Origin of the sequence: Mesorhizobium sp. B2-3-14 (assembly GCF_006442175.1) — a bacterium.
Classification (GTDB): domain Bacteria; phylum Pseudomonadota; class Alphaproteobacteria; order Rhizobiales; family Rhizobiaceae; genus Mesorhizobium; species Mesorhizobium australicum.
Window position 1 is genome coordinate 105,605 of record NZ_VFVP01000005.1, and the last position, 20,417, is coordinate 126,021.

Consider the following 20,417-nt stretch of genomic DNA (forward strand, 5'->3'; position numbering starts at 1 on the left):
GCCCTTCCCGCTTGGCCAGCAGCTTGGTCAGCGTTGCCGGAAATTTGGCGCTTGCCAACACTAAGGCAATTACCTAAGTGTTTCTAATCGCTTTTTGACGACCCGGGACCGATCGATGACCAGCCTCCAGAGTGCAAATCCAAGCCTCCCGCCGATCGACGGCATTTTTCGCGCGCTTGCCGACCCGACGCGACGGCGCGTGGTCGAGCGGCTGAACAGGAGCCCTGCTTCGGTCAGCGAACTGGCCCAGCCTTTCGAGATGGCCCTGCCATCCTTCATCGACCATCTCAAGATTCTCGAAGGCTGCGGGCTGGTTCGTTCGCAAAAGACCGGACGGGTCAGGACTTACGAGCTTGCGCCTGAACCGTTGAAGCTCGCCGAAAGCTGGCTGGCCGAACAGCGTACAGTTTGGGAACGCCGCCTCGACCGGTTCGATGCCTATGTCATGACCCTCAAGGAGACAGAAAAATGAGCTATCCGTTCAAGCCGGATCCCAGACTGGACCTGACGCTGGAGCGCGTAATCGATGCGCCGCGCGAATTGCTTTGGCGAGCCTGGACGACACCTGAGCATGTCAGGCAGTGGTTCACGCCGAAGCCGTGGCTGATCACCGACTGCGAGATCGACCTCAGGCCGGGCGGCCTGTTTCGGACACGCATGCAGTCGCCCGACGGCAAGGAGGTCAGTGACCGCCACTGCTGCTATCTGGAAATCGTGCCCAACGAGCGGCTGGTGTGGACGGATGCGCTGCTGCCCGGCTATCGACCCTCGGGCGAGCCTTTCATCACCGCGGTCATTTCGCTCCATCAGGATGGCCAGGGTACGCGCTATGCCGCCACAGCCATTCACCGTGACCAAGCCACCCGCGACAACCATGAAGAGATGGGTTTCTTCGACGGCTGGGGCACGGTGGCCGATCAACTTGCGCGGTATGTGAAGACGATTTGAACGCTCCCAGCGGCCAGAGGATCGCTCTGGCCGCCGTGCACATTTTCAACCTTGCCGCAAAGAGAGCAAAGCTGGGAAGACCCGATTTCCGGCCTCAGTAGTAAAAGCGCTCTTCGGTGATCTTGCCGTTCTTGACCGTGTACAGGCCAACCTCATCCATGGTGACACGCTCGCCGGTGGCCTTGGGCGTTATGTCAAAGGTGAAGCGCACCGCGAATTGATCGCCGTTGACATAAGGGCCCTCGACCGAGCCGCCATGCACTTCGTGGTTCTCTTGCCACCACTGGCTTTTCTGCCTGAGGGCCTCCTTGCCGTGACTGACGGCCATCGGTCCCTCCATCGCTTCGTAGCTGATGATATCGTCGGCATTGTATTTTTCGGCAGCACCTTCGTTGTTGCCCTGTTTGAGAAGTTCGGTGAACTCCTTGGCGATTTCCGTGACGGTCATTTTTGTTCCTCCTGTTCAGACGCATTGCAAGTAGGGAACCGCTTGCGGACCTGCCATCGCGGACAGGTCGATAGCTGACATGACCCTGTCAGGATGGGGTGTCGCGCGAACCAGCGGCCCCTTCGTTACATCGCAATCAGCGGCCAACGTTCCAGGAAGTCATATTGCGTCAGCCCGCGCAGGCTGTGCACGAGAATGAACTCCCGCGCCACGAAGCTGATCGGCTCGATCGGCAGTTGTGGGATAAGTTTCTGGTCATAGGCAAGGGTCAGATGAGGGACGAACCCGTCTGATGCCTTCAGGCCTTCACGCAGCATTTCGGCGCAGAGATTCCCGCTCAGTTCACAAACCGGGCCGTCATCGGCCACAAGCACGAAGGGATGCTTGGCCGGTCGGCCTCTTGTCGCCGGGCGGCCAGGAAAGCTCCTGGCGTGGCGAAAGGTGATCTCAAAAGCAGGCATCATGACGCGCTGCCCCGATCGGGTGGCCGCAAAGATGATTTTCGACCGCAGCCGCTTGTAGTCCCCGACATGCTGCTGGCTGACATGAAAACGCTCCGGTATCAGCGGTGAGCCGGCTATGCCAAATTTGTGGCATAGTCGGCTTTGACAATCAGCAAACCGAGAATAATCCCCTGCCTGCAGAAACACGCCGAAGAAGACACGATCCGGTTTTTTGGGCCGCCTTGGCGGTTCTGGAATTCCGAAATCTAGTTCGCCTTGGTACATTCCCTATACGCTCGCCAAGGAACGCCTCCGTTCTGTTCTGGCACCCAGAACAAAACACGAACAATTCTCTGAGTCAAGTTCGAGTAACCGGACCCTAAGCCCGGTGATGTCCTTGACATCCGGACATCGTGGATGACCCAGTCGGCATATTCGCGGCCACCGCTCTACTGCTTGGATGGGATAGACCTTTGAATGGAATCCGGCGAAAGTGCCGCGCCGACCGGGCCAGCATTTTCGATTCAACGAGGAACCCAACTCATGACCAACCCGACACATCTGCCCGCTGAAGGCTTGTTTGTCGGCCGCGCCAGGAGCGGCGATGCCTCGCACCCCCTGGTCGTCACGGTGCGCGACGGCACCGTCTTCGACATCACATCCAGCGCGGCGCCCACCGTGCGTGACGTCTGCGAATTGGCCGACCCGGCCGGCCATGTGCGCTCGGCCAGGGGCAAGCCGATCGGTTCACTCGACGCCATCGCGGCCAACAGTTTCGAAGCCACGCGCGATCGGGCAAAACCCTTTCTGCTGTCGCCGGTCGACCTGCAGGCGATCAAGGCTTCCGGCGTCACCTTCGTGGTCAGCCTGCTCGAACGGGTGATCGAGGAACAGGCGCGTGGCTCGGCCGAGAAGGCCGACGCCATCCGCGCCGACATTGCGGGCCTGATCGGCCATGATCTTTCGAAGCTCAAGCCCGGTTCGCCAGAGGCGATGGAGATCAAGGCCAAGCTGATTTCGCGCGGCGCCTGGTCACAATATCTGGAAGTGGGCATCGGCCCCGATGCCGAGATCTTCACCAAGTGCCAGCCGATGGCCTCGGTCGGCTTCGGCGCCGATGTCGGCCTGCATCCGGTTTCGACCTGGAACAATCCGGAGCCGGAGATCGCCATGATCGCCGCCTCGAGCGGCAGGATCGTCGGCGCCACCATCGGCAACGACGTCAATCTGCGCGACGTCGAGGGCCGTTCGGCGCTGCTGCTCGGCAAGGCCAAGGACAACAACGCCTCGGCCTCGCTTGGCCCCTTCATCCGGCTGTTCGACGACACGTTCTCCATCGCCGACGTGAAGCAGGCCGTCGTGCGCCTGAAGGTCGAGGGCGAGGACGGGTTTTCGCTGGAGGGGGCAAGCTCGATGGCCGAGATCAGCCGCTCGCCGGAGGAGCTGGTTGCCGCGGCCATGGGCCCGCATCACCAGTATCCGGACGGGCTGGCGCTCTATCTCGGCACCATGTTCGTGCCGTCGAAGGATCGCGGCGAAAAGGGCAAGGGTTTCACGCACAAGGTCGGCGACATCGTCACCATCTCGTCGGAGAAATTCGGCGCGCTGGTCAACCGCGTGCGGCTGTCGCCCGATTGCCCGCACTGGACCTACGGCGCCAGCCATTTGATGCGCGACCTGGCCAAGGCCGGCCTGCTCTAAGCGGCTCTTTGGGGGCTTTCGCCCTCAGAGACCGCCTAGACGTGATCGGGATAGTCCGCCCGGCTGAGCTCTCGGCGACAATCATCCGACTGCCCGGGAAAAATCAGCCCGACTGATGCGATCTGATGGGGTCGCTGATGGCGCCGCGTCAGGCGCCCACTACATCTGCAGATGGAGGCTTGCCATTCGCCGAAAAAGGGAATGCTCTTAGGTATCCGAGCGGCGCTGGCAAAAAGACGCAATCCGGCTGAAGCCGGAACAAGGGACGGATCATCTTCAATCGGGAGGAAATCAAATGCTGACGAGACTAAGACTTGTGCTCTACGGCCTGCTGATCGCGCTGACGGTCATTCCGGCAGCCGCGCAGGCCAAGACGTTCTACTGGATTTCACATGGCGGGCCGGCCGACCCGGTCTGGACCTACTTCCTCGCCGGCGCCAAGCAATGGGCCAAGGACACCGGCAACACCGTCAACACGTCGTTCCACAATGGCGACGTCGCCTCGCAGCAGGAGGCGGTCCGTGCCGCCCTCTCGGCCAAGGCCGACGGCATCGTCACCACCAGCCCCGATCCGGGCAGCCTGGTCGAGATCGTCAAGGAAGCGCGCGCGGCCAACGTCCCGATCATCAACTTCAACACGCCCGATCCCAAGGCCAATTTCAACGCCTATGTCGGCGGTGACAACGTCACTTTCGGCAAGCACTGGGCGCAGTATCTGGTCGACAAGGGCCTGGTGAAGAAGGGCGACTTCGTCTGGATGCCGGTCGAGATCCCCGGCGCCACCTACGGCGTGCAGGAAGAAGAAGGCATCAAGAGCGTCTTCGGCCCGCTCGGCATCACCTATGAAGTGACCGAAGCGACACTCGACCAGGCCGAGGTGATCAACCGCATGGTAGACTACCTCACCGCCCACAAGGGCAAGGTTAACGCCATCATCGGCCTGGGCGACCTCGTAACCGGTTCGATCAAGCGCGTGTTCGACCAGGTCGGCGTCAAGCCGGGCGAAATCCCGGTCGTCGGCTGGGGCAACTCGCTCGACACCACCCAGGAAGTGCTGAACGGCTATGTCAATGCCGGCCAGTGGCAGGATCCGCAGGCGACCAGCTATGTGGCGCTGTCGCTCGCCAACATGGCGGCCAGCGGCATTCCTCCGGGCTTCAACGTCATCACCGGCGCGCTCTATGAGAAGGACACTGCGGCGGTCTACGACAAGATCCTGTCCGGCAAATAATCCGCGATCCCCCGGCGCCGCGCGTTTTTCGCACGGCGCCAGATATCTTCCTGCGCCGTGGCATGCCACCCGATGCGGTGGAGCTCGCGGCCCGTCTCAACCATGTCGCGGGTTCCAGTGGAAAATCATTCGCTCATCCAACGCCTGATCGCGCGGCCGGAATTCGGACCTTTCATTCTGCTCATCGTGGAGATCGCCGTTTTCTGGGGTTTCAACCACGACTTCCTGTCGCCGCAGAACATCTCCAACACGCTGGCCTTCACGGTCGAGCTTGGCCTGATCGCGCTGGCGATGACGCTGTTAATGACGTCGGGCGAATTCGACCTCTCCGTCGGGTCCCTGTTCGGCTTCTCGCCGGTGCTGATGTGGACGCTGTTCAATGCTGGCGTCACCTCGCTGGAAATGGGCTTCCTTGTCGCGCTGGTGGTTGCCGCCTTGATCGGCCTGGTCAATGGCTGGTTCGTCACGCAGCTCAAGATCCCGTCTTTCCTGGTGACGCTCGGCATGCTGCTGGTGGTGCGTGGCAGCGCGCTTTTCATCACCGACGGGTTTCCGCAGCGCACCTGGAGTGCCGAAGGCAGCTGGCTGGCGGAGGCTCTGGTCGGCGACTTCTTCATCGGGCCGTTCCGCATCTACATGTCGCTGTTCTGGTTCATCGCCGCGGCGATCGCGCTCGGCTATGTCCTGACGCAAAGCCGGACCGGCAACTGGATCCAGGCGGCGGGCGGCAATCCCAACGCGGCGCGTGCCCGCGGCGTCAATGTCAATCGCGTCAAGGTCGGCCTGTTCGTCCTGTCGTCGGTCATGGCCTCGCTTGCCGGCGTCATCTCCTCGCTGCGCACATCCGCCGCCAACCCCAACAGCGGTACTGGCTACGAGCTCGAGGTAATCGCCATGGTGGTGATCGGCGGCACCGCACTCACCGGCGGGCGCGGCACCATCATCGGCACCGTGCTCGGCATCCTGATCCTGCGCGTGATGCGCAACGGCATCGTGCTGATCGGCGTGCCCGGCCTTGCCTACAACATCTTCATCGGCGCGATCATCCTTGGCATGATGGCGCTGCATTCATGGCTGGAACGCCGGCACCAGGCGGGGACTTGAACCATGGCCGAGCCATTGATCCGCATGCACAACATACGCAAGTCCTATGGCCGCGTGCAGGCGCTGGTGGACGCCAATTTCCATGTCAACGAGCGTGAGATCGTCGGCCTGCTGGGTGACAATGGCGCCGGCAAATCGACGCTGATCAAGGTTCTCTCCGGCGCGGTGCCGCTGACCAGCGGCGATATCTTCATCCGCGGCAAGAAGGTCACCTTGCGCGATACCAGCGACGCCATCGCCCACGGCATCGAGACCATCTACCAGGACTCCGCCCTGGTCACGCAATTGTCGATCGCGCGCAACCTGTTCCTGGGTCGAGAACCGATCAAGCCGCCGCGCTTCCTTAACCGCATGGACCAGGACGCCATGAACACGGTCGCCCGCGATCTGCTCAAACAGGTCGGAATCTCCAAGAACATCCCGCCGACGACGCCGATCGGCTCGCTCTCCGGCGGCGAGCGGCAGGCGGTCGCGATCGCGCGCGCCATGCATTTCGACAGCGACCTGATCATCCTCGACGAGCCGACCAACAACCTCGGCGTGGCCGAGACCCAAGGCGTGCTCAGCTTTGTGCGCAACGCCCGCGATTCCGGCCACTCCTGCATCTTCATCGCGCACAACATCCACCATGTCTTCCAGGTGGTCGACCGCATCGTCGTCATGCGCAGGGGCAAGGTGGTGGCCGACGACATCGATCCGAAGACGACAACCGTGACGGAAGTCGAGCGCATCATCACCGGCATGTCGGACAAGGACATCCGCGACGCCCTCGCCGACGGCAAGCCGGCGCACTGAGGACGTACGAAGCGACGTGTAGGGTTGCGGCATGAAGGCTACCGTCTCCGACATCGCCAGGAACTGCGGGCTGTCGACCGCGACGGTCGACAGGGTGCTCAACAACCGGCCCGGAGCGAGTGCCGCCAACCGGCAACGCGTCATGGAGGCCGCCAAGCAGCTCGGCTATCTGCCGGTCGCCGACCAGGTGACGCTTCCCTCGAGGCCCGCAAACCTGGAATTCTTCCTGCCGATCGGCTCGAACGACTTCATGCACGACCTGGCAAAGCACATCGAGGACTACGCCTCGCGCCTGCCGCTGGTGGCGTCCTGCCGGATTCACAATCTCGCCGGTATCTCGCCCAATGCCTTGCAGACCGCGGTCGAAAAGCTGTCGCTGCGCGCCAACGGCGTCGGTGTCATCGCGGTCGATCATCCCAGGACGCGCAACATCCTGCGCGACATGGTCGAGGCCGGTATCCGGCTGGTGACGCTGGTGTCCGATATTCCGGCCGCTCCCCGCTCGGCCTATGTCGGCATCGACAACCGCGTGGCGGGACGGACGGCGGCACTTTTGATGGGACGCTTCCTCGGTGGCCGCGAGGGGCAGCTGGCGATGGTCGTCGGCTCGCGTTCCTACCGCGGCCATGAAGAGCGCGAGATGGGCTTCCGCTCCGTGCTTGGTGAGGAGTTTCCCAACCTCACCGTCAGCAGCGCCGTCGAGATCAATGACGAGCCCGACGCCAGCTATGCCGCAACCATGAAAGCGTTGCGCAACGAGCCGGAACTGCTCGGCATCTATTGTGTCGGCGCCGGGCGCTCCGGCATTGCCAAGGCGATCCGGGAAACCAGGCCCAACCGCAAGCCGGTCTTCATCTGCCACGACCTGACCAGGGAGACACGCGGCTACCTCGTCGACGACCTCGCCGACGTCGTCATCGACCAGAACGCCAGGCTGATCGCGGAGCAGTCGGTGATCCAACTGCTCGGCTCGATCGCATCATCGGCGCCCTATCTCACCCGCAAATTCATCGAGCCGCGACTGATCTTCCGGGAAAACGTACCCGTGCAGTGAGATCCCGCATCTCCTGGGGAACCTGACCGCCCCTGCAAATCTGCACAGCAGCTATGCACAATTCATTGTTGCCGAATCATTGGGCAACTCGTACGTTCTGGTTGTCGGCCATCTACTCCTCCCAGATGCGATGCCGACGCTGAATGGGGTGCACCTCCTCCCGCGCCACATTCGAAATCGAGCCCGCTGCCACCTCCTCCCGGCAGCGGGCTTTTTTCGTTCAGTCAACGGGAAATAGCGTGCTGCCTATAGGGCAGCAGACATCGTTTCGGTCACGCGACCGCAAAATCACCAGCAGCCACGGCAATACTTAACCGGCGGCATTGCCCCGGAAGGAAACGATCAGTCCTTCAGCCATCCGCACGAACTGCGTGCTCGGGCCCTCGGCACCGACGGTCTGCACGCTGACCCGCGCACCTTCAAACAGCAGCGACAGCGTATCGGCGAGAAGCTCGGCCTGGCCGATGCCGGCATCCCGGCAGAGCCCGACCAGGCGTTCGCGCTGGGCTTCCTTGAGTTCCTTGATGACGCGCCTTGCCGGATGATCGGGTTCGGTCAGCTCGGCGGCGGCGTTGGCCATGTCGCAGCCACGGCCGTCGGTGTTGAGCATGGCGGCGGCCTTGCGAACCCAGGCATGAAGTTGAGCGAGCTTGTCACCCGGATGCTCGGCCTCGAACGTTTCCCACATCGCGCCAGCTTTCAGTGCGTTGGCGCGCAGGCATTCGACGATCAGTTCGTCCTTGGATTCGAAGTGACGATAGAGCGTCATCTTGTTCGTGCCGGCAGCCTCGGTGATGGCGTCGACGCCGACGCCCTTGATGCCGTGCTTGTGGAACATGTCACGCGCCGTCTCCAGAATCCGATCCCGGGGACGAGAGCGCTCCACGACGCCGTCTGTCATCATGATCTCCTTTCGTTTCCAAAAAACTCTCGGCCACCTCTTGACTAGGGTGTTACCGGTCTGTAACTTCCAGAATGTTACTTACTGGTAACACCTATATCGTCCGTCGTCAATAACAAGGTCGTGAACTGGTCCTACCAGATCGAGATGGACGAAAAGATTGCCAATCATGCGGCCTCGGCCGGTGAAGAGATGAAAAACGGTTCGCGAGCACGGGCTGCGAATCGACAGACAAGGAGCCGGCCAATGCCACAGCGCCGCGATCTTACCATAGATGAGGCCGTCCGGGATCCGATGATCCGGCTGGTCATGAAGGCAGACGGGGTCGACCCCCGCGCGTTCGAGAACATGTTGCGCTCGCTTGCCGATGGGCAGCGTCGCGAGGTGCCGTTGCTGCGTTCACGGGAAGGGTCCCGGGACGGGCGCGGGCAGTTGTCCAGGGTGGCCAGCGCCTTCGGGCGGGCAAGAGCGGCCGGAGAGGCGTGCGTGTCGTGGTAAACTTCTTCATCCATCGTCCGATCTTCGCCTCGGCGATCGCCATCATCATGGTCCTCGCCGGCACGATTTGTTATTTCCTGCTGCCCGTCTCGCAGTTTCCGGACATCACACCGCCGCAAGTCGTCGTCAGCGCCCACTATCCGGGCGCCAGCGCGCAAGTGGTGGCAGACACGGTGACGACGCCGCTGGAGCAGCAGATCAACGGCGTGCAAGGCATGACCTACATGTCCTCGACGAGCTCCAATGACGGCTCGTCGACCATCACCATCACCTTCGATGTCGGTTATTCCCTGAGCACGGCCGCCGTCGACGTCCAGAACCGCGTCTCGCAGGCCGCCTCGTCGCTGCCGGCGATCGTCAACCAGGGCGGCGTGACGATCAAGAAGCAGAACCCGAACTTCGTGCTCATCGTCAACCTGACCTCGCCCGACCATTCGGTCGATCCGGTGGCGCTCTCCAACCTTGCCTATCTGCAGGTGGTGGATCCGCTGAAGCGGCTGCCTGGTGTCGGCGACGTGCAGATTTTCGGCGAACGGCGTTATTCGATGCGCGTCTGGCTCGATCCGGACAAGCTCGCCAATCTCGGCATCACCGCGGTCGATGTGCAAAATGCCATCGCCGAACAGAACGTCCAGGTGGCGGCCGGCAAGATCGGCCAGTCGCCGGCGCCCGCCGGCACCGCCTTCGAGATGCAGGTCAACGCCGTCGGCCGGTTGAGCGACCCGAAGGAATTCGGCGACATCGTCGTGCGTGCCAACACCGACACCGGCTCGCTGGTGCGGCTGCGCGACGTCGCCCGTATCGAGCTTGGCGCCCTGCAATATTCGTCCTCGGCCTTTTTCGGCAAGGACCCGACCGTGGTGCTCGCCGTCTATCAGATGCCCGGCTCCAACGCGCTCGATCTGCAGCAGCGCGTCAAGGACAAGATGCAGGAACTGTCGGCCCGTTTTCCCAAGGGCGTCGACTATGCGATGCACTACGATACGACGCGCTTCGTCTCGGCCTCGATGCATGACGTGCTGATCACGCTTGGCGAAGCCCTGGTGCTCGTCGTCGCCGTGGTCTTCATCTTCCTGCAGAGCTGGCGCACGACCATCATTCCGACCATCGCCATTCCGGTGTCGCTGGTGGCGACGCTCGTCATCATGGAGATGATGGGTTTTTCGCTCAACATGCTCTCGCTGCTCGGCATGGTGCTGGCGATCGGCCTTGTCGTCGACGATGCCATCGTCGTGGTCGAGAATGTCGAACGACAGCTCGAGGCCGGACTGAAACCGCTGGCGGCGACAAAGGCCGCCATGGCCGAGGTCACCGGCCCGATCATTGCGACCACCGCCGTGCTGATGGCGGTGTTCGTGCCGGTTGCCTTCATTCCCGGTGTCTCCGGCAAGCTCTACAACCAGTTCGCGCTGACGGTGGCGATCTCCGTCGGCATCTCCGCCTTCAACTCGCTGACGCTCAGCCCGGCGCTCAGTGCAGCCTTCCTGCGCCATCGAGGCGAGACGCAATTCTTCCTGTTCCGCTGGTTCAACACGGGCTTCGACAGGCTGTCGCATGCCTATGCCCATGGCGTGCGCATCCTTATCCGGCTGCGCTGGATCATGCTTGGCCTGTTCGCCGCCGGCCTGGTCGCCACCTACTTCGTCTGGCAAAAGCTGCCCTCGACCTTCCTTCCGGTCGAGGACCAGGGCTATTTCTTCGTCGTCATCCAGCTGCCCGACGGCGCTTCGCTGGAGCGTACCGATGCGGTGGCCCAGAAGGCGCGCGACATCCTGCAGGCGACGCCAGGCGTCGACATCGTCGGCTCGATCAGCGGCCTGAACTTCCTCACCAGCGCGGCGCAGTCGAACTCGGCGGTCGAGTTCGCCATCCTCAAGCCGTGGGAGGAGCGTGGCCCCGACCAGAGCGCCTCGAAGCTCGTCGGCGACGTGCGTGGCAAGCTGATGCAGATTCCGGAGGCTTTTGCGCTCTCCTTCGATCCACCCTCCATCCCCGGCATCGGCACCACGGGCGGCTTCGAATTCGTCGTCGAGGACCTCACTGGCCGCGGCAGCACGGCCCTCAACGACGCCACGCAAGCGGTGATCGCCGAGGCCCGCAAGCAGCCTGAAATCAATCCGCAGCAGCTGTTTTCGCCGTTCTCGACCTCGACGCCGCAGTTCAACTACGATCTCGACCGCGCCAAGGCGAAGCTGCTCGGCCTCAACCTGCCCGACGTCTTCAACACGCTGCAGATCTATCTCGGCTCGCTCTACGTGAACGACTTCAACCTGTTTGGCCGCACCTTCCGGGTGACCATCCAGGCCGACAAGGATTCACGTGCCGGTGCAGCCGACATTTCACGGCTCTATGTGCGCAATGCCTCCGGCGGCATGGTGCCGCTCAGCACGTTGGGGAAACTGGTGCCGTTCGTCGGCCCGGAAACCGTGCCGCACTACAACAACAACGCCTCGGCCACCATCAATGGCGGCGCCGCTCCCGGTTATTCGTCGGGCCAGGCGGTCGCCGCCATGGAACGGGCAGCGGCGACCGCGCTGCCCAGGGATTTCGGTTTCGAATGGACCGGCATCACTTTCCAGGAGCTCAAGGCGGGGTCGATCGCGTCGGTGGTCTTTGCCCTCGCCATCGTCTTCGTCTTCCTGATCCTGGCGGCGCAGTACGAGAGCTGGGCGATGCCCTTCATGGTGCTGCTGGCGGTGCCGCTCGCCCTGTTCGGCGCGTTCGCCGCACTTTGGGTACGAGGCATGCAGATCGACGTCTATTCGCAGATCGGCTTCGTCATGCTGATCGGCCTGGCGGCCAAGAACGCGATCCTGATCGTCGAGTTCGCAAGACGGCGGCGCGAGGAAGGCCTCAGCATCGTCGAGGCATCGATGGAGGCCGCTCGGCTGAGACTGCGGCCGATCCTGATGACCGCGTTTGCCTTCATCCTCGGCGTGGTGCCGCTGATGATCGCCACCGGCGCGGGTGCCGCCAGCCGCCAGTCCATCGGCACCACCGTGTTCGGCGGCATGGTCGCCGCGACCATCCTGTCGCTGGTGTTCGTGCCGGTCTTCTACGCGGTCATCGAACAGCTGCGCGAACGGCGCGGCGGCGACGAGCCCGCTTCTCAACACACTGAACCAACGGCCAAACCCGCCTTTCCTCCTCTGGCGGAAGCGGCCGAATAAGATTGGAGAATCATCATGCGTAAATGGAAAATCGCGTTGGGAACGGCTGTCGCGCTGGGTGCGATCTCGGTGGCCAGTGTCCACCTGCTGGACATGGGCAATCTCAGCCTGAATGCCGGCACGGCCGGAGCCGCGCCGGCTCCAGCAGCGTTCGTCATGCCGGTGCCGGTGGCGAACGTGGTCAAGAAGACGATCCCGATCTATCTCGACTATGCCGCGCGGACCGAGCCGATCCGCAGCATCACGCTGCAGGCACGCGTCCCCGGCTATTTGCAAGAACAGACGGCGCAAGACGGCGCCGACGTGCGGCAAGGCGACCTACTCTACAGGATCTCGCCCGATGACTTCCAGGCCTCGCTCGACCAGGCGAAGGCACAGGTTCAGCGCGACACGGCGACCCTCGATTATGCACGTTCCAATCTCGGCCGCGGTACCGAACTCGCCAAGAGCGGCTACCTGGACAAGGACAGCTTCGACCAGCGCACCAGCACCTTGCGCGAGGCGCAGGCGTCGCTGGCGCTGAACCAGGCGGCTGTGCGCACGGCCGAGCTCAATTTGAGCTACGCTGAAATCCACGCGCCGTTTGCTGGACGTCTGGGCCGCAACCAGGCTTCCGTGGGAACGCTGGTCAGCGTTGCCGGCACCGTGCTCAACACGCTGGTGCAGCTCGATCCGATCTACGTCACCTTCAATCCGAGCGAGACGGACCTGGCGCAGATCGAGGAAGCGCGTGCCGCCGGCCCGATCGAGGTCGAGGTCCTGCTTCCCGGTGAGACGGAGGCCCACCAGAAGGGCGAGCTCACCTTTATCGACAACACGATCGATCACTCGACCGGCACGATCACCGCACGCGCCACAATCGGCAACGCCAAGTTCACGCTCTTGCCTGGCCAGTATGTTCGCGTGCGGCTGCACGTCAAACAACAGCCCGATGCGCTGATGGTGCCGCAGGTCGCACTGGGATCAAGCCAGCTCGGCAAGTACCTCTATGTCGTCGGCAAGGGCAATACGGTCGACCAGCGGCTGGTTTCGCTGGGGCCGACCAGCGGCGACATGGTCGCCATCCTCAGCGGCGTCGCTGAAGGCGACCAGGTGATCACAGGCAATCTGCAGAAGATCGGCCCCGGAATGCCGATTTCGCCCCTGCCACAGAAACCGGCTACCTGACTCCCCCGCAGGCCCGGTTTCCGCGCGGCGCCCCCGACCTTTTCTCAGGTCGCGGGCGCCGTTTTCACGAGCAGGCCGACCAAAGCGGCGACGTCGGCGCGGTCGGCCTTGGCTGGCGGCATGAAGGCGCAATAGGGGTGACCAAGGCGCACCGAGACCGATGACAGCGCGATCAGGCGCCCTGCCTCCAGATCGGCCTGCGCCATCACCCGCTGGCCGAGGGCAATGCCCAGGCCGAGCCTCGCCGAGGCGATCGCCAGGCTGGACAGGCCGACGCGGCGGCCATGCGACGGGTCGGGCGACCGGCTGGATCCGCATGCCGCGAACCAGTCGGTCCAACTCGGGTGCGAGGCATAGTTCGGTCCCCAATTGGTATGGATGAACTGGCTCTCATGCAAATCGGTGAGCCTCGCATCGCCATTGCCGTGCCGCTGCCAGAATTCCAGCGCGCAGACCGGCAGCACCTCGTCATGGACCAGGCGGACCATCCGCAGGCCGGGATAGTGATAGTCGCCATAGCTGATGCGCACGTCGACATTCTGGCGCACCAGATCGATCGGATCATCCTCGGCTCGCACATCGATCGCCATATGCGGGAAGGCATCCAGGAGTACGGCCAGCCTCGGCGCCAGCCACAGCTCGGCAAGCGAGAACGGCACGCTGACGACTAGTCGCGTCCTCAGGCCCCCTTCCAGCATGCGCTGGCCGATCGCGGCAATGTCGCCGAGCGCGCGCGCCGTCTGCGGATAGATGGCGTGCCCGGCATCGGTCAGCGCGATGCGGTTGCCCGTGCGCACGAAAAGCTGCTTGCCGAACCAGGCTTCGAGATTGCGGATCTGCTGGCTGACCGCCGCCGAGGACACGCCGAGCTCGGCTGCGGCCAAGGTGAAGCTGCCTGACCGGGCCGCGACCTCGAAGGCCTTGATCGCATTCAGCGGCGGCAGCCGGTCCAAATCAGGCTCCTGAAGTTTTTCTTGGCCAATCCTAATAATTTCCGGTGTTGAGAGAAAGAATTTTTTGCCGTCTTCTGTGCCTAACGTTGGAGCATATGACATGAAAGACATTCTCGATCTCGACCGCTATCCGCTCGACCGTGAAGGCAGCGTCGAATGGAACCGCCTCGTCGGACAGTCGATCGCGGCGCTGGAAGCCGACGGCATGTTCAATCTCGAAGGTTTCTTGAAGCCCGGCGTCGCCGAACAGGCGGTGCGGGAGATCAAGCCGGTCATGGACACGCAATCCCATGTCCACAAGCGCATGCACAACATCTACTTCAAGCCGAGCATTCCCGAACTGGCGCCCGATCATCCCGCATTGCGCAAGGTCGAGACCGTCAGCCACACGGTCTGCGCCGACCAAATTCCCGGCAGCACGGTGATGGCGATCTATGAGTATGAGCCGCTGGTGCGTTTCCTCGCGGCGACGATGGGCAAGGCAAAGCTGCACGTCATGGAGGATCCGCTGGCCCGCACCAATGTCATGGCCTATCGCGCCGGCGAAGCGCTGAACTGGCACTTCGACCGCTCGGAATTCACCACCACCTTGCTGCTGCAGCAGGCGCAACGCGGCGGCGACCTCGAATACCGCACCGATCTCAGGTCGGATGACAACCCGAACTACGAGGGCGTCGCCCGGCTGCTCGAAGGACGTGACCCCGACGCCAGGATCCTGCGCATGAAACCAGGCACGCTGAACGTGTTTCGCGGCAAGAACACCGCGCATCGTGTCACCACGGTCAAAGGTGAACGCGAACGGATGATCGCGGTGTTCTCCTACTATGAGAAGCCAGGCGTGATGTTCAGCGAGGAGGAGCGCGTCGGCTTCTATGGCCGTGCGGCTTGACCCAGCCCTTCGCACCCCGGCCCGGGCCGAAGCGAAGATAAGAATTCGAGCAGAGCCTCTTGTTAGATTGTCGACAATCTGATTGTCTCTGCTTCTGTTCTCGCGGGAGTGGGCCGGATGGTGAAGACGGAATTCAGTCCGATTGCCGACACGACACGCCGTGCCGAAATCGTGGCGCTGCTCAGACGCGCGATCCTGACCGGTCAGCTCGAGCCAGGCCAGAAGGTCAACGAGCTCAGGATTTCCGAACAGATGCGGGTCAGCCGCGCCCCGCTGCGCGAGGCGATGCGTGAGCTGGTCCAGGAAGGCATACTGACCAGCATTCCCTATGCAGGCACCTTCGTCATCAATGTCACCGCCAAGGACATCGACGACGTCTATTCGCTCAACAAGGTGCTCGACGAATTCGCCATCGAGCGGACGTGGGAACTGCGCGACCAGCGCTTTTTCGATGAGCTCGACCGGCGCCACGAGGCGGTGAAGCAGGCGACGCGCGACCGCGACACCACGCGCCAGATCGAGACCGCGCTGCAACTGCATGGCCTGATCCATGAATGGGCCGACAATTCAGTGCTCTTGGAAACCTGGCAAAGACTGACCAGCCGTTTGCAGATGTATTTCGCCTTGCACCAGCAGGCACGCAACGAAGCCGTGCCCGCCGAAGACGTTCACGAGACTTACGTGCGGCTGCTCAAGAGCGACGACATGCGTGCCGCCCAGCGCCACGCACGCGAGCATATCGACCACGATTTCGAAGAGCTTCTTGCCTATGCGCGCGACCTCGAAAAGCGTCCGTCGAAAGGCGCCTGACCCTCCCCTCACCGCGGATAATGGATACTCCACGTGCAAATCGAAACCATCAAAGCCTATCACGTCGTGCAGTCTTTCGTGGACGGCCCCTATCGCATGTCCAAGGGGCGTGTGGCCGACTGCTTCGACGCTGTGATCGTCTCCATCACCTCCGACAGCGGCGTCACCGGCTGGGGTGAGATGGCGCCGCTCGGCAATTTCTACTCGGCCGCCTTCCCGGCCGGCACCCGGGCCGGCGTGCCGGAGATCGCACCGCACCTTATCGGCCAGGACCCGTGCGGGCTGACCAGCATTGGCCGACTGATGGACACGGTGTTCAAGGGCCATCCCTACATCAAATCGGCGCTCGACATGGCCTGCTGGGATCTGGCGGCGCGGGCCGCCGGCGTACCGCTGGTGACGCTGCTCGGCGGCAGGGAAAGCGACACTGCCGAACTCTACAAGGTCGTCACCCATGGCACGGTCGATCAAATGGCCGCACTTGCCAAGCGCATCGTCGAGGACGGTTTCCGCCGGCTCCAGGTCAAGGTCGGCGGCAATGTCCATGACGACGTCGAGCGCGTCATGGCGGTCGCCGCCTCGGTGCCGAAAGGCACTGTCATCTTCTGCGACGCCAATGCCGGGTGGACGCCATACCAGGCGCGGCAGTTCACTGACGCGACGCGGGCGATCGACTATACGTTCGAGCAGCCCTGCACGACGATCGACGAAAACATGTCGGTGCGCCGCATGCTCGACAAGCCGATGGTGCTCGACGAATCCGTCACCTCGCTGGAGGCGATGCTGGAAATCCATCGCCTCGGCGCGGCGGACGGGCTGACGCTGAAGATCTCGCGGCTCGGCGGCGTCACCAAGACCCGGCTGATCCGTGACGTCGCCGTCGATCTCGGCTTCATGATCACGGTCGAGGATACCGGCGGCGCCGAGATCGACACATCCGCCATGGCGCATCTGTCGCTGTCGACGCCGGAGGAGCGTCGGCTGCACGCGATCGCCTTCCATGAATGGGTGACGGTGCGCACCGCGTCGAACGCGCCGCCGGTCACCGGCAGCCGCATGGGTATTCCCGCCGGCCCGGGCCTTGGCATCGACGTCGTTCCAGACCTGCTCGGCAAGCCCTTCTTCGAAGTTGGACGCTAGATGAAGATCCGCGGCATCAAGGCCACGCCGATCAATCTTCGCCTCGAAGCGCCCTATGCCTGGGTGTTCGGCGAACTCGACGGTTTTTCGCCTGTTATCGTCGAAGTCGAGACCGAGGACGGCCTTGTCGGGCTGGGCGAAGCACCGACGCCGGCAGCGGCCGCCATCATCAATGATGTTCTTGCCCAGCGGCTGGTCGGCCGCGACGCCTTCGACATTGCCGGCGCCGAACATGTCTGCCTGCCGTTTTGGACCGGCGTGCAGTCGATCAACGACCGCACCCGCATCATGGCCTTCGGCGCCATCGAGATGGCGCTTTGGGACCTGCGCGGCAAGGCCTGGAACCAGCCGCTCTATCAGTTGCTCGGCGGGGCCGTGCGCAAGGACATCCCGTTCACCGACTATTTCTCGCTGCGCGGCGATGGGGATGGTGTCAAGGGCGAGACGACGCCGGAAGAAGTCGCCGACTATTGCGTGGAACTGCACGAGACACACGGCACGACCTTCTTCGAAGGAAAATTCTCGACCGACGACCCAAGGATCTCGCTGAGAATGGTCGAGCTGATCCGCGAAAAACTCGGCGACGATGCGATGATCCGCATCGATTCGAACCAGGCTTACTCGCTCAGCACGGCGCGGCGGCTTGCGCGGCCGCTGGAAGAGCTCGGCGTGCGCAACTGGGAGGATCCGGTGGCGACATCGGAGGAGATGCGCCAACTGCGCCGCCATTGCTCGATCCCGTTCTCGACCCACAATATCGACATCGCGCGCGCCATGGACCTCAAGGTGCCGGATGCATTCGTCGGCAACCCGACCGCGCATGGCGGCATCGGCCGGATGCTGCGCTTTGTCGGCGCCTGCGAGCACGCGGGCATCGATTTCTGGTGCTACAGCGGCGACAGCGGCATCGGCAGCGCGGCCTACCTGCATCTGTGCGCGGCCCTGGGCTGGATCCGGGAGCCGAACCAGTCGCTGTTTCGTATGCAACCTATGGATATCACCGAGGAGGGGCCGTTTTGCCCCAGGAACAATACGGTGCGTGTCCCGGAAGGTCCCGGTCTTGGTGTCACCTTGTCGCGGAAAAATCTCGCGGCCTGCCATCGCGACTTTGCCGAGAACGGCCCTTGCAACAAATATCATGACCCGGCCAAGCCAGGGACATATCGCCGTTTGCCGCTGAACTAGGAGAACGACACGGGAAAGGAGACGTATTTCAAGAACAAGAGTCCGCCGCCGCGATCGATGGCGACGGCAGGACCGGACGGGTGGAAGCATTGCCTCAAGAAAATCTGACCCCCGCGCCGCAAGGATCGGATGGACCAGGGAAAACCGCATGCTACAGTCCGGTCGACTGACAACGTTGATGGCCGGGACAGGAGAACTCCACGGACTTCGTCAACTGAAAAACGCATTCATCAAACCATAAGAAACAGGGGAAGGGTTAAAACCCATGATCAAGAACTACCGCATTCTCGACCTGATCCGGCGCAATCGCTCGCCGCTCGAAAATCACCTGATCGACGGCCTCGTCGACGGCCGTGTCAGCCGCCGCGACTTCATCCGCCATGGCAGCCTGCTTGGCCTGTCGCTGCCGCTGCTTGGAGGCATCACCACGGCTGCCGGCCTTGGCGGCATGCCATCGCTGGCCCGCGCCCAGGGCGCACCCGGCGCCACCATCCGCGTCGGCAGCAGCGTGCCGGCGGCAGCCATCGATCCGGTCACCATCGCCGACGCCGGCGGCCTGGTGGTCATGCAGCAGGTTGCGGAATTCCTCTGCGTCGACGGCCCGGACCTGGTGCTGAAGCCGGCACTGGCCGAAAGCTGGAAGCCGAACGACAAAGGCACGGTGTGGACCTTCAAGCTGCGCAAGGGCGTCAAATTCCACTCAGGCGGCGAGATGAAGGCCGATGACGTGGTGGCCAGCATCGACCGCCTTGCGGACCCGGCAAACTCGTCCAACGCGCTGTCTGTGTTCACCGGCATCCTGCAGAAGGGCGCCACCAAGAAAGTCGACGACTACACGGTGGAATTCCACCTCGACGCCGCGAACGGCAACTTCCCCTACATGGTGTCGTCCGACAATTACAACGCCGTCATCATCCCGGCGAGCTACAAGGGCGACTACGAGAAAAGCTTTGACGGAACCGGCCCGTTCAAGATCGAAAAATACACGCCGAAGGTGGGCGCCTCCTTCGTCCGCAACGAGGACTACTGGGGCGAAAAGGCGCTGCCGGAGCGCACCGAGTTCACCTTCTTCGCTGACATGCAGCCGCAAATCCTGGCACTGCAGGGCGGACAGATCGACATCATCAACCAGATGCCGGTTCTCGCGGGCGTTGCCCTGCTCAACGATCCGGGCTTCGACATCATCAGCCTGAAGTCGTCGGCGCATCAGCAACTGCACATGCACTGCGACGAAGGCCCAACGAAGGATGCCCGCGTGCGCCGCGCCATCGCCCTCTGCCTCGACCGAGAAAAGCTCGCCGCCGGCCTGATGAAGGGACGCTCGGCCTTGGGCAATGACAGCCCGTTCGCCTCGGTCTACCCGTCGACCGACGTCAGCGTGCCACAGCGCAAGCAGGATATCGGGCAGGCCAAGCAGCTGATGGAAGCCGCCGGCGTCGGCCCGGGTTTCAAGATGACGCTGACCACCGAGCGCTACCTCGAAATCCCCGAGTACGCCCAGCTCATCCAGAACTGGGTCAAGGAGATCGGTATCGAGCTCGAACTGAACGTCCTCGACCAGGGCGCCTATTACGGCGATGCCGTGTTCGGCAAGTCGAACTGGCTGGATTCGGCGATGGGCATCACCGATTACGGCCACCGCGGCGTGCCGAACGTCTACCTTGCCGCTCCCCTGAAGAGCGACGGCACCTGGAATGCCGCGCACTTCAAGAACAAGGACTACGACGCGCTGGCGACCAGCTATATCGCGGCGCTCGACCTCGAGGCGCAGAAGGCCGACGCCGGCAAGATCCAGAAGCTTCTGCTCGAGGAAACGCCTGTCATCTTCGGCTATTTCTATGACTACCTGACGGCGACGGCAAAGGGCGTGGCCGGCGTGCAACCGACAGCCATGTCGCAGCTGTTCCTCGAAAAGGCATCGAAGGCGTAAGCGAAAAGGGAAAGCCAGTCCTCTAACAGCCAGCTCCCCCGGGGGGCTGG

General features: G+C 62.9%; 19 protein-coding genes. 15 read left to right on the forward strand and 4 right to left on the reverse strand.

Features of this window, described 5'->3' with window-relative positions:
- Positions 1-115 precede the first annotated feature (115 nt).
- Positions 116-472, forward strand: a complete 357-nt coding sequence (locus tag FJ950_RS15025) for a metalloregulator ArsR/SmtB family transcription factor (RefSeq protein WP_140617343.1) — start codon at positions 116-118, stop codon at positions 470-472.
- Positions 469-948, forward strand: a complete 480-nt coding sequence (locus FJ950_RS15030) for an SRPBCC family protein (RefSeq protein WP_140617344.1) — start codon at positions 469-471, stop codon at positions 946-948. Before FJ950_RS15025 ends, FJ950_RS15030 begins: the two co-directional genes overlap by 4 nt.
- Positions 949-1,042: 94 nt before the next feature.
- Here the strand turns inward: FJ950_RS15030 and FJ950_RS15035 are convergent, their stop codons facing one another.
- Positions 1,043-1,396 (reverse strand): nuclear transport factor 2 family protein, encoded by a 354-nt coding sequence (locus FJ950_RS15035; RefSeq protein WP_140617345.1) that lies wholly within the window; start codon positions 1,394-1,396, stop codon positions 1,043-1,045.
- A gap of 125 nt (positions 1,397-1,521) precedes the next feature.
- On the reverse strand, positions 1,522-2,124 hold the full coding sequence (locus FJ950_RS15040) for a 2'-5' RNA ligase family protein (protein ID WP_140617346.1): 603 nt from the start codon (positions 2,122-2,124) through the stop codon (positions 1,522-1,524).
- Between the two features lie 258 nt (positions 2,125-2,382).
- Here FJ950_RS15040 and FJ950_RS15045 point away from each other — a divergent pair, with 258 nt between their 5' ends.
- The 5 genes from FJ950_RS15045 to FJ950_RS15065 all read left to right on the forward strand — a co-directional run bounded on the left by FJ950_RS15045 (position 2,383) and on the right by FJ950_RS15065 (position 7,724).
- On the forward strand, positions 2,383-3,540 hold the full coding sequence (locus FJ950_RS15045; protein ID WP_140617347.1) for a fumarylacetoacetate hydrolase family protein: 1,158 nt from the start codon (positions 2,383-2,385) through the stop codon (positions 3,538-3,540).
- Positions 3,541-3,835: 295 nt separating this feature from the next.
- The gene (locus FJ950_RS15050) at positions 3,836-4,771 is read left to right on the forward strand and encodes a substrate-binding domain-containing protein (RefSeq protein ID WP_015318875.1); all 936 of its coding nucleotides are present in this window, start codon (positions 3,836-3,838) and stop codon (positions 4,769-4,771) included.
- A 117-nt stretch (positions 4,772-4,888) separates the two neighbouring features.
- Positions 4,889-5,875, forward strand: a complete 987-nt coding sequence (locus tag FJ950_RS15055) for an ABC transporter permease (protein WP_015318876.1) — start codon at positions 4,889-4,891, stop codon at positions 5,873-5,875.
- A 3-nt stretch (positions 5,876-5,878) separates the two neighbouring features.
- Positions 5,879-6,670, forward strand: coding sequence for an ATP-binding cassette domain-containing protein (locus FJ950_RS15060; RefSeq protein WP_015318877.1), 792 nt, complete (start codon positions 5,879-5,881; stop codon positions 6,668-6,670).
- 31 nt (positions 6,671-6,701) lie between these two features.
- Positions 6,702-7,724, forward strand: coding sequence for a LacI family DNA-binding transcriptional regulator (locus FJ950_RS15065; protein WP_015318878.1), 1,023 nt, complete (start codon positions 6,702-6,704; stop codon positions 7,722-7,724).
- Positions 7,725-8,034: 310 nt separating this feature from the next.
- Here FJ950_RS15065 and FJ950_RS15075 read toward each other — a convergent pair whose 3' ends face one another.
- Positions 8,035-8,625 carry a TetR/AcrR family transcriptional regulator gene (locus FJ950_RS15075; RefSeq protein WP_140617348.1) on the reverse strand — a complete coding sequence of 197 codons (591 nt, stop codon included), beginning with the start codon at positions 8,623-8,625 and terminating at the stop codon, positions 8,035-8,037.
- Between the two features lie 123 nt (positions 8,626-8,748).
- Between FJ950_RS15075 and FJ950_RS15080 the strand changes: the two genes are divergently transcribed.
- From FJ950_RS15080 to FJ950_RS15090, 3 genes are read left to right on the forward strand one after another with little or no spacing between them, the layout of a single operon-like run.
- Positions 8,749-9,123, forward strand: a complete 375-nt coding sequence (locus tag FJ950_RS15080) for a hypothetical protein (RefSeq protein WP_246681063.1) — start codon at positions 8,749-8,751, stop codon at positions 9,121-9,123.
- On the forward strand, positions 9,117-12,293 hold the full coding sequence (locus tag FJ950_RS15085) for a multidrug efflux RND transporter permease subunit (RefSeq protein ID WP_140617599.1): 3,177 nt from the start codon (positions 9,117-9,119) through the stop codon (positions 12,291-12,293). The genes FJ950_RS15080 and FJ950_RS15085 overlap by 7 nt, the downstream gene beginning before the upstream one ends.
- A 15-nt stretch (positions 12,294-12,308) precedes the next feature.
- Positions 12,309-13,460: an efflux RND transporter periplasmic adaptor subunit gene (locus FJ950_RS15090; RefSeq protein ID WP_015318882.1), complete on the forward strand. Its 1,152-nt coding sequence runs from the start codon at positions 12,309-12,311 to the stop codon at positions 13,458-13,460.
- A gap of 44 nt (positions 13,461-13,504) precedes the next feature.
- Here the strand turns inward: FJ950_RS15090 and FJ950_RS15095 are convergent, their stop codons facing one another.
- Positions 13,505-14,413: a LysR substrate-binding domain-containing protein gene (locus tag FJ950_RS15095; protein ID WP_140617349.1), complete on the reverse strand. Its 909-nt coding sequence runs from the start codon at positions 14,411-14,413 to the stop codon at positions 13,505-13,507.
- 100 nt (positions 14,414-14,513) lie between these two features.
- Between FJ950_RS15095 and FJ950_RS15100 the strand changes: the two genes are divergently transcribed.
- From FJ950_RS15100 to FJ950_RS15120, 5 genes are all read left to right on the forward strand, one after another.
- Complete coding sequence (locus FJ950_RS15100) at positions 14,514-15,302, forward strand: 2OG-Fe(II) oxygenase (protein ID WP_140617350.1); 789 nt, start codon at positions 14,514-14,516, stop codon at positions 15,300-15,302.
- Between the two features lie 117 nt (positions 15,303-15,419).
- Positions 15,420-16,112 (forward strand): GntR family transcriptional regulator, encoded by a 693-nt coding sequence (locus tag FJ950_RS15105; RefSeq protein ID WP_140617351.1) that lies wholly within the window; start codon positions 15,420-15,422, stop codon positions 16,110-16,112.
- Positions 16,113-16,145: 33 nt separating this feature from the next.
- The gene (locus tag FJ950_RS15110) at positions 16,146-17,252 is read left to right on the forward strand and encodes a mandelate racemase/muconate lactonizing enzyme family protein (RefSeq protein ID WP_140617352.1); all 1,107 of its coding nucleotides are present in this window, start codon (positions 16,146-16,148) and stop codon (positions 17,250-17,252) included.
- Positions 17,253-18,437, forward strand: a complete 1,185-nt coding sequence (locus FJ950_RS15115; RefSeq protein ID WP_140617353.1) for a mandelate racemase/muconate lactonizing enzyme family protein — start codon at positions 17,253-17,255, stop codon at positions 18,435-18,437.
- Positions 18,438-18,702: 265 nt separating this feature from the next.
- Positions 18,703-20,367 carry an ABC transporter substrate-binding protein gene (locus FJ950_RS15120; protein ID WP_140617354.1) on the forward strand — a complete coding sequence of 555 codons (1,665 nt, stop codon included), beginning with the start codon at positions 18,703-18,705 and terminating at the stop codon, positions 20,365-20,367.
- Positions 20,368-20,417 lie beyond the last annotated feature (50 nt).

What these genes read in the sequence shown, in the direction of transcription:
- FJ950_RS15025 (WP_140617343.1), top strand. Translation starts at nt 116, where the DNA reads ATGACCAGCCTCCAGAGTGCAAATCCAAGCCTCCCGCCGATCGACGGC.
- FJ950_RS15030 (WP_140617344.1), top strand. Translation starts at nt 469, where the DNA reads ATGAGCTATCCGTTCAAGCCGGATCCCAGACTGGACCTGACGCTGGAG.
- FJ950_RS15035 (WP_140617345.1), bottom strand. Translation starts at nt 1,396, where the DNA reads ATGACCGTCACGGAAATCGCCAAGGAGTTCACCGAACTTCTCAAACAG.
- FJ950_RS15040 (WP_140617346.1), bottom strand. Translation starts at nt 2,124, where the DNA reads ATGTACCAAGGCGAACTAGATTTCGGAATTCCAGAACCGCCAAGGCGG.
- FJ950_RS15045 (WP_140617347.1), top strand. Translation starts at nt 2,383, where the DNA reads ATGACCAACCCGACACATCTGCCCGCTGAAGGCTTGTTTGTCGGCCGC.
- FJ950_RS15050 (WP_015318875.1), top strand. Translation starts at nt 3,836, where the DNA reads ATGCTGACGAGACTAAGACTTGTGCTCTACGGCCTGCTGATCGCGCTG.
- FJ950_RS15060 (WP_015318877.1), top strand. Translation starts at nt 5,879, where the DNA reads ATGGCCGAGCCATTGATCCGCATGCACAACATACGCAAGTCCTATGGC.
- FJ950_RS15065 (WP_015318878.1), top strand. Translation starts at nt 6,702, where the DNA reads ATGAAGGCTACCGTCTCCGACATCGCCAGGAACTGCGGGCTGTCGACC.
- FJ950_RS15075 (WP_140617348.1), bottom strand. Translation starts at nt 8,625, where the DNA reads ATGACAGACGGCGTCGTGGAGCGCTCTCGTCCCCGGGATCGGATTCTG.
- FJ950_RS15090 (WP_015318882.1), top strand. Translation starts at nt 12,309, where the DNA reads ATGCGTAAATGGAAAATCGCGTTGGGAACGGCTGTCGCGCTGGGTGCG.
- FJ950_RS15100 (WP_140617350.1), top strand. Translation starts at nt 14,514, where the DNA reads ATGAAAGACATTCTCGATCTCGACCGCTATCCGCTCGACCGTGAAGGC.
- FJ950_RS15105 (WP_140617351.1), top strand. Translation starts at nt 15,420, where the DNA reads ATGGTGAAGACGGAATTCAGTCCGATTGCCGACACGACACGCCGTGCC.
- FJ950_RS15115 (WP_140617353.1), top strand. Translation starts at nt 17,253, where the DNA reads ATGAAGATCCGCGGCATCAAGGCCACGCCGATCAATCTTCGCCTCGAA.
- FJ950_RS15120 (WP_140617354.1), top strand. Translation starts at nt 18,703, where the DNA reads ATGATCAAGAACTACCGCATTCTCGACCTGATCCGGCGCAATCGCTCG.